Annotated in this window: 10 protein-coding genes and 1 riboswitch; of the genes, 1 reads left to right on the forward strand and 9 read right to left on the reverse strand. The window is 35.3% G+C overall.

Going from position 1 to position 14592, the window contains the following annotated elements; genetic code table 11:
* The first annotated feature begins 147 nt into the window (after positions 1 to 147).
* A complete protein-coding gene (locus tag QF028_RS16310) occupies positions 148 to 489 on the forward strand; it encodes a helix-turn-helix domain-containing protein (protein WP_410883718.1) in 342 nt (113 codons plus the stop codon).
* A 32-nt stretch (positions 490 to 521) separates the two neighbouring features.
* Here QF028_RS16310 and QF028_RS16315 read toward each other — a convergent pair whose 3' ends face one another.
* The 9 genes from QF028_RS16315 to QF028_RS16355 all read right to left on the reverse strand — a co-directional run bounded on the left by QF028_RS16315 (position 522) and on the right by QF028_RS16355 (position 14409).
* Positions 522 to 2903: a polyprenyl synthetase family protein gene (locus tag QF028_RS16315; RefSeq protein WP_429466926.1), complete on the reverse strand. Its 2382-nt coding sequence runs from the start codon at positions 2901 to 2903 to the stop codon at positions 522 to 524.
* Between the two features lie 348 nt (positions 2904 to 3251).
* Positions 3252 to 4211 carry an aldolase catalytic domain-containing protein gene (locus QF028_RS16320; RefSeq protein ID WP_168243114.1) on the reverse strand — a complete coding sequence of 320 codons (960 nt, stop codon included), beginning with the start codon at positions 4209 to 4211 and terminating at the stop codon, positions 3252 to 3254.
* 633 nt (positions 4212 to 4844) lie between these two features.
* Entirely contained in the window at positions 4845 to 5216 is a 372-nt protein-coding gene (locus tag QF028_RS16325) for a hypothetical protein (protein ID WP_429466929.1), read from the reverse strand.
* Between the two features lie 233 nt (positions 5217 to 5449).
* Positions 5450 to 6667 carry an MFS transporter gene (locus QF028_RS16330; RefSeq protein WP_429466931.1) on the reverse strand — a complete coding sequence of 406 codons (1218 nt, stop codon included), beginning with the start codon at positions 6665 to 6667 and terminating at the stop codon, positions 5450 to 5452.
* Between the two features lie 235 nt (positions 6668 to 6902).
* Entirely contained in the window at positions 6903 to 8267 is a 1365-nt protein-coding gene (locus QF028_RS16335) for an amino acid permease (protein WP_429466933.1), read from the reverse strand.
* A gap of 164 nt (positions 8268 to 8431) precedes the next feature.
* A riboswitch (glycine riboswitch) is annotated at positions 8432 to 8512 on the reverse strand.
* Positions 8513 to 9048: 536 nt separating this feature from the next.
* Positions 9049 to 9846 carry a DUF2935 domain-containing protein gene (locus QF028_RS16340; RefSeq protein WP_429466935.1) on the reverse strand — a complete coding sequence of 266 codons (798 nt, stop codon included), beginning with the start codon at positions 9844 to 9846 and terminating at the stop codon, positions 9049 to 9051.
* 239 nt (positions 9847 to 10085) lie between these two features.
* A complete protein-coding gene (locus QF028_RS16345) occupies positions 10086 to 11630 on the reverse strand; it encodes a response regulator (RefSeq protein WP_429466937.1) in 1545 nt (514 codons plus the stop codon).
* Positions 11631 to 11643: 13 nt separating this feature from the next.
* Complete coding sequence (locus tag QF028_RS16350) at positions 11644 to 13395, reverse strand: sensor histidine kinase (protein ID WP_429466939.1); 1752 nt, start codon at positions 13393 to 13395, stop codon at positions 11644 to 11646.
* 396 nt (positions 13396 to 13791) lie between these two features.
* On the reverse strand, positions 13792 to 14409 hold the full coding sequence (locus QF028_RS16355; protein ID WP_251033045.1) for a carbohydrate ABC transporter permease: 618 nt from the start codon (positions 14407 to 14409) through the stop codon (positions 13792 to 13794).
* Positions 14410 to 14592: the final 183 nt, after the last annotated feature.

Genomic DNA, 14592 nt, shown 5'->3' on the forward strand with positions numbered 1-14592 from the left:
TACGCGTTTTGCGAATGAATATAACTGATTATAAAGCTATTATGATAATAAAATCAATCATTGTTTTCATATCGCGTATATATTTCTTTTTAATCGATTTTTTCTATGATATAATCAAGCAAACAAACATGGGGGAAGGGAACGAGAGTGTTAAAACGATTAGTAAACCTTAGAAAACTTAAAAAGTGGTCAATGCAGGAAACAGCCGATCAGCTGGGCATTGCCAAAAGTACCTATGCAGGCTATGAATCAGGGTATAGAGAGCCTTCTTTACATGCTTTATCTCAAATGGCCGAATTATTTGATACATCAGTTGATTTTCTCTTAAATCGGGTCGACGAAGAAAAAATACAGGTTGAATTAAACAGCATTTTACAGTCGGGTAACAGTTTAATTTATCTCGATGATATACCATTAACTGAAGAGGAACTTTGTGATTTTATTGCATTTGCCAGGACAAAACGTCAAGTCAAACAAACAATGGTTTAAACATCTTCTAAATATAACAATATGACAAACTATTAATGGTCGCGGTTAACTATATAATTTAATAAATGCTTCAGAAAAGTGATATTGCGTGGCATCTCTTGCAACGCTTCCATTGCTAGACAGTACTGTTCCCACATCTCTTTTCTAGCACCATCCTGACCTAGGATTGACACAAAAGTAGAGCTGTTGTTTTCAGCATCTTTGCCAATCGGTTTTCCGAGTAAGATCTGATCTCCTTCCACATCAAGCAAGTCATCTTTTATCTGAAACGCAATACCAGCATGTTGGGCGAATTTTTTCAAAGCATCCATTTCGTACTCCTTTGCATGAGCAAGGATTGCAGGCATGATTAGGGAAGCTTCAAATGCTATTCCGGTTTTATAAAAACACATCAAATTCAATTGTTCCAGTGTCAATTGTTTCCCTTTAGAATCCAAATCCATCGCCTGTCCCTTACACATAACCGCTGTCATTTGAGCTGAGTATTGGATCAAGTTAAGCACCGCTTTCGAATCGAATTGGTCAAGAGAGGCTTGTTCCTCAATGGCCTTTTGGGTAAGAAACAGTCCAGTTAATTCTGCGATGGCAATGTTATAAACCGAGTGTAGCGCTGGACGGCCCCGACGGGTTAAAGAATTATCCTGTGATGGCAAATCATCGAAGATTAAGGATGCGGTATGCATATATTCCAATGATTTCAGTAGTGGCACGATTGCAGATTGATTAAGTCCAAATTCGTTAACGCCCATGACCCAGGTCATTATTGGTCTCAATCGCTTCCCGTCACCTTCCAGACTGTAATTGGCAGCATCAATTATTTGCTCAACTTCTTCGATTTTAGGGATTTTTAAGATGTGGTTGATCTCCTTACGAACAGTTTCAACAATGTCTAAAAACCCTTCCCGCTCTTTCCGTTCATTTTTCAGAGTTGTAATCATATGGTCACGAAGTAGTTTATCAAAGAAATCGACATCATCAGCTTTCCAAACCATATTTTGAATCACACGATTAAATTTTGGATTTCCTGAAAAAAATAGTTTCATAACTTCGTTGTATTTTTTAGTTCCCATTCGTTCTTTAAATCGCTTCAGGCCGTTTATTGCACGATCGAGAATCACCTCACAGGCCTTGCTATCTGAGTGATATACCTTATGGATCAAATTGGAGATGACCGTCCAGTATAATTCAAAGGGATTGATAAGATCGATTCGCTTATCATGATATTTCAGATAATAGGTATAGGGGGTTACCCTGCCCTCCTTCAAGTCTTCATACATATCTGCAAAATCATCCGCAAGCTGGTTGTATATGCCATAAAAGAATGTTCGGGTGTCAAAGCCTTCATCCTCCGGAGCACTAATAACTGAGCGGACAATCAATCGGGAAGAAGAGGATTTTAAAATGACCGGAATGTATAACTCTTCATTCGTGTAATTTGCGTTGGATAGATCCTTTACACGGTCCACTTCCTGTGAATTAAAAAACACATAGGCCTGCTCGAAAAATTTTTTGCTGGTCTCTGGACGCAAATGAGATTTAATATACTCAAAGGCATCGCGGAGTTCTGAATGAATAAATCGGATCAGGTTTACGTTATTCCCCGTCCACTCACCCAATTCCGGCACAGTTCCTGTGATAAGGGTGGTACGAATTAAATCGGAATATTGTTTTTCCTCTTTGGCAGATAAGACTTTGGCATCGAGAAGATCGTCAATAAATGGATAGGTCAAACCATAGCAATAGCCTAGCCTAATAGCATCATCAAGTTTCTGCCTTCTTTCTTCAGGCGATACCTCATCGCCCATCTCTTCCACCTCATGCATAATTACCCCAGCAATAATTTTAATGAGCTTTCGCTGAGCATTCTCAGCATCCATTCCCATTGGAATATTGGATGATACAGTCTTTAATTTGTTTAGTAACCAGATCATCGTGGACTCGATGCCTTCCTTCTGGGCGATTCGATACAACCCGGCCATGCTAAACGTCTCAGTTTTGACTCCGCTGTTTGTAGCAAAAGACTGTGTCAGGTTATTTTTTAAACTGTTAACTACACGCCGTATCCTGGTCTGTGTCTCAGCTGAGTCCAAGGCTTTGCCTAGGTCCCGCATGAAAATATAGGAAATACTACGATCCAAGTAATTATCAAGTTTGCCGGTGTAATCGAGCCATTGGATATACTTGTGATACCCTTGAGTATTAGGTTTTCCTTTTCCACGCGAAAAAAAGGATAGGATTGAATGATGATGAATATGGTTGTGTTTCCAAGATTGAATATCTTTTGTTAGGACTGGAACAAAGGTCTTTTGCATGACCTGTTTATTAAGTGATTTAAAATAATGAGCAGCCTTCTGCTCAGCTAGCTGATAACATGCATCGGCATTTTTTATTAACTCCTCATCCATACTGTACATTACCTCTTCTTAAGGTTGTCTTATACATGTTTTGCAATATAATTCAAACCGAGATGATAAATCCAAGCGTTTTTCTTTAAAAACTATCAAAATATATTTATTTATAATCATAAAATAACATCTTTAGACTCAAAAAGTATAATATTTCCTTTCATATTATAATTCCGCGCATAGTAAATAATACCTTCATTAATCTTTTCTTTTTTAACTTGGCTGTTGATGTCCGCTCCAGGCGCTTCGCTTTCCGCTCCAATCAACTTGGCTATAAAAACAACAATGACCTTTAACACAGCCATTTTAATTAATAAAAAAACACCTCAAATATAGAGGTGCTTTAAGCAATTTAACCTATTTTAAAGTTGTAGCCACTGTACTTTCAGGTGATGTTACCTTGTCATAAAAATCCACGAATTGATCGCGGTCAGCGCTATCACGGTAAGCCATGGCAACACGTGGATGTTCATTAAGAACACCTGAAATCATATAAGGAATGATATAGCCCCACTCCCACTTTTCACGCATTTCGAGCATGTGCTTCTCAATGACTCCAAGAACCGGCTTAATCTCATAGCTTGATTTTTGGATGTAGCTAACAAGAAGTTCTGTGTTACAGTTACCTGCTGCCCGACCCATGCCATATACAGACGAATCGAGATATGTAACCCCATTTCGCATCGCAGTTAATGTATTGGCAAAAGCTAACTGCATATTGTTATGTGTGTGAATTCCAAGCTGTTTGTTAGGGATCAACGCTTTGAACTTTTTCACTTGGTGCTCGATATCTACAGGGTCTAAGCTTCCAAAGGAATCAACGATATAGACCACATCTACAGGGCTTTCCTTCACCAATTCAAAAGCTTTAATCAGCTGTTGTTCAGGAACACTTGATAATGCCATAATGTTCAGTGACGTCTCATATCCCAAATCATGGAACATTTGGACAAGTTCTAAGCCTTTATCTACTTCACGGATATAGCACGCTACTCGAATCATATCTAAAACACTTTGTTCACGAGGTAGAATATCATTGGGATCTACACGGCCAATATCAACTAAAGCCGATAGCTTCGTGAACTTTTTGACAGGGATAATTTCTTTCAGGAAGTTATCGTCAAGAAATCGCCATGGATTGGGCTCAGTCGCTTTAAGAAGCTTTGGAGAATTTTTGTAGCCAATCTCCATGTATTCAACTCCAGCTTCACTTAGGCCGTTATACAAGTCTTGAACAAATTCGACACTGAAATCCCAATTGTTAACTAATCCTCCATCACGAATGGTACAGTCTAAAATTTTACTACGAGTTTCCATGATCGTCATTTCCCCCTGTTTATTCTGCTTTTCTCATTATTATTTCATACTTTTATGCATTTAAGTACTAAAATTTTCTTATTGTGTTTATATCATGGTTTGTCAGAGGGTGTCAACCTATTTCCTGAAAATTCTTATAATCAAATAATAATAGTATATACAATATACCCAGGCTGTCGAGAAACTTTCGACAGCCTCTTATTTTCTACAATAACTTTAACCATTCACCGCGTTAATTTATTATAATATTATTAATATATAGGCTTTGCAACATGTCTGTTGATTTGCGCTCCATGCACTTCGCTTTCCGCGGGCGTGCCGGGGAGCCTCCTCGGCGCTGAAGCGCCTGCGGGGTCTCCCCTGCCCCGTACTCCCGCAGGAGTCTGCGTGCCTTCCGCGCAAATCAACAGGCCCATTAGCAGGTACAATGAATAATTAAATGCTGAGAATAAAAAATTGTCGAGAAAAATACCCTTTCTTGACAATCTGAGTATATACAATATACCCTTCACTTTTGTTCCTGTATTTTGTGCAGGTATGGTTACTTTGTAGGTTCCGTATTTAATTCCTATTTGACGAAATGAAAAGGCATTGGCTTTATTAATACCAATGCCTTAGTTAAAAAAGGAGGTCTTAGGACCAATGATACAGTTTTCCCTGCCTGCTAAATGTTTGACTGAGATCCTTTAATGTGTAAACTCTAGCCGTTAAGAGAAATAAATCATTGTAGTTATTATGGATGTATTCATCAATAATCTTGATTCCTTCTATAAATTGATCAACTAAATAATACGTGTACTTTTCATCCCAAGAAAACTTATTTATTCTTAAAAGTTCATCTGCTATTATTTGAAACTTAAACTCCTCAATTAGGAGTTTTATTTGAAACAATTTATCCGGATTATACCTAAAGCTGTTTTTATTTTCATGGCTTTTCTGAACATATTTTATAAAACCCTTGATATTTTCAGCCAACATATTCGCTTTTTGCATCTCGAATTTCAATTTGTCCTCTCCTCAACGTCTAATTTCCAACCCATCTTTAAGAAGAGTGTATGTTTGGGGACGTTATAATGACACCAACAATACCATTTATCAGGAAAAAGAGTCCTTAGAATTAAAGAATCAGGAAAAATTAGCGAACAATCTCCATAAAAAGAAGGCACAAATCCAATTTGGTTTGTAGCCTCAATTTAGTGTAGATTTTATTATTTTATGAAGAAGCTATAAGAGTCAATTCACACTGCTTTAGATAAAGTAATGTTTTGATCTTGATTATCTTTTCTTTTTTTCAAACTAACCATTGCTATAAAGGAGATACAGTAGAGTACAGCAAGATATCCCATTGCGATCGTCACATTAGCATGCTGCAGGATATATCCTACTAAAATAGGAGATAATCCCCCTAATGCTCTACCGAAGTTAAAGATAGTATTGGTTGCTGTGCTACGAATTTCTACTGGATAGTAATTGCTTATTAATGCACCGTAACCAGCAAACATTCCATTCGAGAAGAATCCTACAATCGCACCGCCGATTAAAAGACCCGCACTTCCTGACGCAAAGGAGTATAAAAAGACTGCGATTGCGGAAGCGAATAAGAAGATTCCGAATGACTGCTTCATTCCAAGTCGATCCATAAACTGTCCAAAAGTTAACATACCTGCAATCATTCCCGCAGCTGTACTAATCGTCCAAAGAGCCGAGTTTGAAACTGATAATCCCTGGGATTGTTGAAGCATGGATGGCAGCCAAATCATCAAGCCATTATAACCTGCAATTTGGACCGTTGCCATAATAGCTAAAGCAATAGTCGTAACAGAAGTTCTTGGAGTAGCAAACAATTGCTTTAAATTCCCTTGCTTTGGCACAAGTTGTTTTTTCTTTTGTGATGCCAGCCACACGGGTGATTCGTCTAATTTTTTTCGGACGATAAAGGCGAATATAACCGGAACCAATCCGATGAAAAACAATCCTCTCCATCCCCAAGCAGGCAGGATCATGGCACTAAGAAGAGCAGCCAGAATCACACCGTATTGTGCACCGATACTAACATAAGAAGAAGCGCGTCCTTGTTTATTCTTTGGCCATGCTTCAGCAACAAGCGCCATACCAATACCGTATTCCCCACCTGCGCCTAAGCCAGCAATAAACCTAAAGATGTATACTTGTTCAATATTTACGGCTAAACCAGTTAACGCCGTCCCGATAGCAAATAGTAGAATCGTATAGGTAAATATTTTAACTCTCCCAAATTTATCTGCTAAGATACCGAAAATGATTCCTCCAGCGAGCATTCCTAAATTGGTAATCGAAGAAATAAGACCGCCAGCAACCATGTCAATATGAAACTCTGCAATAATCATCGACATCGCAAAGGAGATAAACATGATATCCATGCCCTCTAATGTTAAACCTGCTACTGATGCAACTACTGTTTTTTTACGATAATCCATTTTTGTCGTTCTCCTTTCAAGCCTCACAGGACTTTGATTAAAAGATAATGGGCAAAAATAAAATGCCCTTTCATCCAAAGGACAAAAGGGCATTCATATACTTAATTAGTATATATGAAGTTTATTTTTGCCTTTTTGGCCTCTCTGGACCAAATTAAAGGAATTTAATTTCATCTAATAGTATCATGATACCAATCAAGTGACAATATTTTTAATATATTGCAAGAATTTTACTTTACGCAGATATTTTAATATTTTTTCCCTTTGTCCTTTTAAATGAATACACTATGAATAAAAGAATGAACCATAATGGTGTCATTAATAAAGCGACACGAGTTGATTCTGCAAATAGCATAATAATGAGAATAAATGCAAATAACGTGAGAACAAGATAATTAATAAATGGTGTAAACGGTGCTTTAAAAATCGACTTTTCATGTAAATCTGGGCGTGATTTCTTATATCGCAGATGACAAATTAAGATAATGCTCCAGACCCAAATAAAACAAATCGCACTGATCGTTGTCACGATCCCAAAGGCTTGTTCTGGAATCAGCTTACTTAAAAGAGCTCCGACAGATAGAACAAGTGCAGATATAAATAATGCGTTACTCGGTACATGATTTTTATTTAATTTAGCAAAATTCGCTGGTCCCTGTTGATGATTACTTAAATTAAATAATATGCGGCTCGTTGAAAACAATCCACTGTTACAGGCAGACGCAGCTGATGTTAAGACGACAAAATTAATAATTCCTGCAGCAATCGGAATACCAACTAAACTAAACGTTTTTACAAAAGGACTGTTTGCTGCATTCAGTTGCGTCCATGGATTGATGCATAAAAGGATAATAAGTGCTCCCACATAGAAAAACAGTATTCTTAAAGGTATTTTATTTATTGCAGATGGGATATTTTTTTGTGGATTGGATGTTTCGGCTGCTGATACACCTACTAATTCAACACCTACAAATGCAAATACAACCATTTGAAAAGAAAGTAAGAAACCTAATATTCCATTCGGGAAAAGACCACCATGGCTCCATAGATTTTTTACTGTAACCGTTCCTGAATCTGTTTGAAATCCAATAATTAACAAAATGACTCCTATGATGATTAAAGCAAGAATGGTGATCACTTTGATTAAAGCAAACCAAAACTCTAATTCTCCAAATAGCTTTACTGTTAATAAATTTAGTCCCAATAATAGAATTAAACAGACTATTGCAGGTACCCATTGTGGGATATCGAACCAATATTGCACATATACACCAACAGCAATAATATCAGCCATTGCTGTCATAATCCAACAAAACCAATACGTCCATCCAGTTACATAACCAGCCCAAGGTCCAATATAATCCTCGGCGAAGTCCGTAAATGATTGATAGCCCTTATTTGATAAAAGAAGCTCTCCTAATGCCCTCATTACAAAAAAACATGCGATTCCCACGATTAAGTAGGCAAAAATGATAGATGGACCTGCTAACTGAATGGCTTTTCCTGAACCTAGGAATAAACCTGTACCAATCGTACCTCCAATCGCAATCAGTTGTACGTGCCGATTTTTTAAATCTCGTTTTAATTCTTGTTGTGCCACTTCATTTGCCCCCTCATTAGTAATAATTTCCTTTGTTCACTTTGTGAAGACATGAACAAAGGGTTAAACTCCATGAAAAAAGAGATTGGAATTTCTCCAATCTCTTCGGTCATAAGAATAACAAATAATATCCATTACTCTTTTGTCAGAATAACAAATAAAACTCGTACTCTTCTGTCCTTTTGCCTGAGATTGTGAACCCTTCGGCGCCGCAGATTTCCTGCGGTCTCTCCAGAAGCTGCTCCTGCTATAGTTTGATCCATAGCAATCATAGCTTGCTTAGTATTTAATTTATGTTGAAGAACAAATGGTTCAAAATCCCCAGCTAAAAAAAGTTATGCATTATTACATCTTATCTCACAAACTAAATTATTGTTAAATAATTTCTAATTTTAGTAGTATTCAATCACTTTGTCAATAATTAATTTCAGAGAATCTAGATTAATAGAGAAACAAAAAATGAACCCACTGCAAAAGATTGGGTTCATTTTTATCGCAATCGTTGGTTCTGCATCTTTAATCTCCTAGTACCAAAAAATATTGAATATGATTTGCTGAGATGGGCGTAATCGCCATAACACGATATCCGATACTCAGTAATTGCGACAAAGTTTCTGCGCAATTTTGACGTGGAGGCTCAAACGGAGCATGGAAACTTTTATAAAGATTTATTAATTGATTATTGTTTGTACAGTGAAGCAAGATCACATGTCTACCAGTCCATGCTTGACCGATCATTGGTTGTGGTTGTGGTTGTGTTTCCCTTTTATTTCTCATTGAATTATTCCTTAAGTCGAGGTTTAGCAGGATCACAATTGGGTGAGTCAAGATTTGCCGATTCTGCTAATTTCATAAGATAATAACATTCTTCACGATACATATGATCCGCCATTAGGGGGGCGAATGTTCCTAATGCTTGCTTACTTAGTCTGAGTTCTTCTATTTCATGTAGAAAATTTTGAAATAATTTTATTTCTAACTGGCTGTCTGAATTCATTTTTGATAAAGCAGGGAACGAAGTCAAATTAGTTCTTAAATATCCTGCTAGTTCAACTGATTTCAAGTAAAAATCTTCAAAACTCTTCCTAAATGTATTACTTTTCTCAATGAGTTTCTTTTCAACACTATCTAAATTAAAGGAAATTGCCTCTGAATGACCTGCAGCATCTAATAACCATAAAAGATGATGATGTAGTTCATGGTAAACAGGAGGAGCATCCCCTGCTTTTAGGTGTATTAAAATTCTTAAGTATTCCTCTAATTCATTGACCATATGATTAATAAAGGTTGGCGAAAGGTGAATTTTTATTTTCCCTATCAGATGTTTACTTAATAAGTCCAATTTAAATTTCCGTAATCTTATAACCTCTGTTTCAGCTTCAATTGTGAATGGCACTAAATCTGAGGAATTTGCACGCTCCAGAAGTTTGTCAAAAACTCGAATAAAAGATGATGCCTTCTCAATTTCCTCTTTTTGAACAGGTGCAAGAGCTTCGAAAATAAACCTCGAATGATCACCTAATATTTGGAGCCAAAAACGGTGTTCAAATTTTGCTGTTCTTTCAAGGACATCATTCATGTTTATTCCTCCTAGAAAAAAATACCCACACTATTTTGATGTTTATTCTTTTCAATTGGTTCTTATGAACAAAGAAGGAAAATTCACTAAAAAATAAGTCTTGCTGCCATTTTTGTGAAGATGTTTCGTAATCTCTTCTTTCGTCGATTCATTTTCCCTTCGCCTCCGATGGCTTTATTGAATTATTTACAATTAAGCACATTCATAGGTGGACTCCACAAATAACACTCCACCAACATTTACTTTAGTATGTGTTGTGAACGGTAGAAACCTGGGGTTGTTCCAATATTTTTCTTGAATACTTGATTAAAGTATTTTTGATTTTCGTAGCCTACTTGTTTACAAATTTCTGATACTTTTAAATTTGAGCTTCTTAGTAATTTCTTGGCATTATTCAATCTAACATTTGTAATATATTCAAAGATGGTGTTACCAACTGCCTTAGAAAACAAACTGCACAGGTACGCAGGGTTCTTATGGAACAACTTACCTAAGTCATCTAAAACGATGGGTTCCTTATAATTAGTATTTATGAAACTTTTTAAGTCGATGATTAGTTTTTCATTATAGGACACGTGGTTCTCCTTTAAAAATTCAGTTGATTGATCAATAAATTGTTCAAGCCAATCTCTGATTTCTTCCAAAGACTGTAATAGATTTAACTCTTCGTATAATAAATATCTTTCGCCACCACTTTTATTTACTTCATATTCACTTTCGATATATTCCAAAAAATGATTAACTATTTTAAAACATACATATTTTGATTTTTCCGGGGACAGGTTACTCTTTTTACAATCGAGAAAAACTTTGGCCATGAAAAGATTCATTCTACTAAGAAGATTTGGGTTTTTTTCATTAAAAAATTGATTAATTTCTTCGATAATACTGTTTCCAAATGAATGATTAAAAGTTTCTAATTCTTTATAATATGTTACTAACTGGTTTGAAAAAATTCCATTTTTCAATGCTTCTGTTGCTTCACTGTATGCTTTCTTTATTTCCGAAATATTTTCATATACATTGCTGATTCCAACAATCGGTTTTAATTTGATATCATGAAAAATCAATGACACAAGATCATGAACCAAGTCATTCCTAATCTCAAAACTGGAATTGGAAAACATGATTACAATTTGACTATCAATCGTATAAATGAAACTCTCAATTCCCCTGTTTTCCAATAGATTTTTCATACAACCTAATGGGACCTGAAGTTTTTCAGTCTCTTTTGAATCATCCCATGTAAACCCTTTCAATCCGATGTTTAAAAAAGAAAAACGATTTAATTTTTGGTCTATTTCAGGGTCAACAAATCTATGTCCTAAGATGTAATCAAGAACACGTTTTTCTTCTAATGCAATTTGATATTCATTAATCCGTTCAGTTGTTTGTTTTTCATTTTTTATTTTTTCAAGTTTTAAAATGGCTTTTTTAATAGAACAAACAATTTCATCCACCTCAATTGGTTTGACCAGATAGTCAATTGCCTCGAGTTGAATGGCCCTTTTGGCGTAATCAAATTTTGAATACCCACTAATAATGATAAAAACAGTTTCTAGATTAAGATTCTTTGTTTCTTTTATTAAATCCAATCCATTCATTTTTGGAATTCTTATATCGGCTAAAACAATGTCAGGCTTTTTGTTAATAATTTCTTTAAAGGCTTCTTCTCCGTCAGAAGCCGATCCTACAATTTCAATGTGATGTTCCTTCCAGTTAGTTGCTGATTTCAAGCCTTCAATTACAATTTTTTCATCATCAACAATTAAAAGTTTATACATAATAGAAAACCCCTTAAAAATTGTCATGGATGATTCCGTCATTATTCAGGCCAATCTTAAGATAAACGGTCGTTCCCTTTCCTATTTCACTCTCGATCTTTAATCCATATTCTTTTCCATAAAAAAGTTTCAATCGTTCATTTATATTTTTCAAAGCATAACCCTTTGTGTTAATATCCACCTCGTTCATGTCAAAACCTTCTCCAGTATCACTAATCTTAAAAACTAAACCGTCATGCTGTTTATAGCCTTCAATCATGATGGTTCCTCTTTCCTGTTGTTCTAAACCATGGTAGACAGAGTTTTCTACAATGGGCTGTAACAGCAATTTAATGATTTTTTCTTCCATGATTTCAGGTTCGATATTAAATGTATAGATGATTTTATGGTCGAAACGAATATTTTGGATATCCAGATAACTTTTAACTTGTTCCATTTCATTTTTAACAAAGGTAATATGATTTCCATCATTTAATGTAAGTTTAAAGATTTTTGACAAATTAATTGCAATTTTTGCAATCTGCTTCGCTTTTAACTTCTCCGCCATCCAAAAAATAGTGTTCAAAGTATTATATAAAAAATGCGGATTAATGTGGCTTTGCAAGGCTAATAGCTCTGCTTCTTTTTCCTTTATTTGTGATTTAAATAACCTTTTGGTTAAATCATTATTCCAGTTATAAAGATGAACAATTCGGTTCCCAATTTGTCCAATTTCATCCTCATTATTAAAATGAATACCTACTACAGTCTCTCTCTTTTCCATTTTTTCAGTAACCATTCGCAGCAAACTTAAATGTTTTGTAATTCTCCTAGTTATAAATAAGGCTATGATCAAGGACAATATGAGCGCTAGCACTAATAAAGAGATCGTTATTAATCGAAGTTGATTTACCTCACGAACAATATTTTTATATGGGATAATACTTACAACATCCCAATTGGTTTTCTTGTTTGTATGATAATTAAAGAAATATTGCGTTCCATTCATCACTTTTTTAATTGTCCCGCTTTTACCACGCCCTTGAATTATTTTAGCTACCTGAGAGGGAGAGAAACTATGATCACTACTCGAGAACAAAATTTTATCCCCATCTAACACCAAAATATCTCCAGGAGGATTACTATTTTTAAACATATTCTCGAAATAAGATTGATCAAGATCTATAAGTACTAACCCCATTTGTTCCTTCGTTCCAAGGTCTCTAATATTTCTACCATAAAGTAAAGAATGGTTACTATCTTTAACAAGTTTTAAATCACTACCATTTAACCATTCACCTTGCCATTGGCCATTAATCAAATGCGGATAGATATTGGACTTTTTTATTGTTTGATAGATGTTATTTTTAATATTCCGTTCCCCACGGTTTATTTTCAAAAAGCCGTGATTTTCATTACCAACATAAATGGCATTAATAAAAGGATTGTTTACTACCGTTATATTATTTAGGTTTTCTAGGGATGAAGTCTCTAATCTGTATAACTTTGGATCTGTTTTTTTATAAGTTAAATATGCATGAATTTCATTTGAAAGAAAGATACCATTAGATACATTTTCTACATTGCCTACAAATGCATTTATATTCCAATCGACTATATTTAAAAAGTTATTAATGGTTGTAGATACTTTATTTTCTATTACTTTATTAAAATAAATGAACGTAAAAGGACCAATAACAAGTAAAGGTATTAGAGCTGAAAACAAAGCTAATAAGATAATTTTACGCTTGATTGGAGAGTCGATAAGTCTCATTAGTTTAGGCATGTGGTTTCTCCAGTTTAAAAATTTTGTCCATGATAACGCATTAAATTTCTCATATTTCGATTTAAGTTGATCTAAATCCCTATGACCAAATGCTCTTTAATTGATAGATATCCAGGGTGAGTAGTTTTACGTTCCCTCCATCTTCGCGGTACAATAGATCCTACACTTCTTCAAGTTTAGGCATGCTAGGAATACCTCCTTTTCTTGTGACAGATATGGAAGCAACAGCATTAGCAAACTTTTCCATTCCAACCACCTCCAATAAACTTCAAATAGGAAGGATATACATTATATTCTATTAATTTATGAATAATCCCTCCTAAGAAAGCATCACCCGCACCAGTCTAAAAAATTTTAAGCTTTGAATATGAATTCCACTATCGATTATAAATAAAGTTATTCTTTAACAGCTCCTAATGTCATACCGCTTACAATGTAACGTTGAACGAAAAAGGAAAATATCATTACAGGTAGACTAAATGAGATGGCAGCAGCTGTCATTGGCCCTAGATCAAGATTATAAGCTGTTAAAAATTCTGAAATTCCTACTGTAGCCGTTTTTGCTTTCGTACTGGTCATAAGTAACGAGAACAAGAAATCATTCCATGCCAACATAAAGGTAAAGATAGCTGTTGTGGCCAGTCCAGGGAGTGAAACAGGAAGAATAATGCGTATAAAGGAACCGATCCAGCTGCATCCATCCACCCTAGCCGCTTCATCAAATTCTTTAGGAACCGAGTCAAAAAAACCAATTAATAACCAAATGGCAAACGGTACATTCAAGCTGGTATACACCAATATTAAGGCCAAATGGGTATCAATTAAGCCCATACTTTTTATAATCATATACATCGGTATAGCAATACTAATCATTGGTACCATTCTTATCACTAAGGTAAATAACAAAAAGTAATTTCCAGTAATGGAAGAGAACCTAGAGATTCCATATGCAGCCATTGCACCAAAAAATACACTTAAAATGGTACTAGCGCCTGCAGTAATTAAGCTATTCAAAAAATATTTCCCTATCGGTAAGGTATTTAGCATGTTTTTATAATTTTCTAGCGAAAATTTCGAAGGCCATAACCTCGGTGGTGCAGTAACTGCCTCGGCGGATGGTTTTAAGGACGTTAACAATAGATAGATATACGGACCTAAGAATAATAAAGCCAGTAAACATGTGACCAAAAATATAAT

The sequence above is a fragment of the Neobacillus sp. B4I6 genome, assembly GCF_050434045.1.
In the GTDB taxonomy this organism is placed as follows: Bacteria; Bacillota; Bacilli; order Bacillales; family Cytobacillaceae; genus Neobacillus.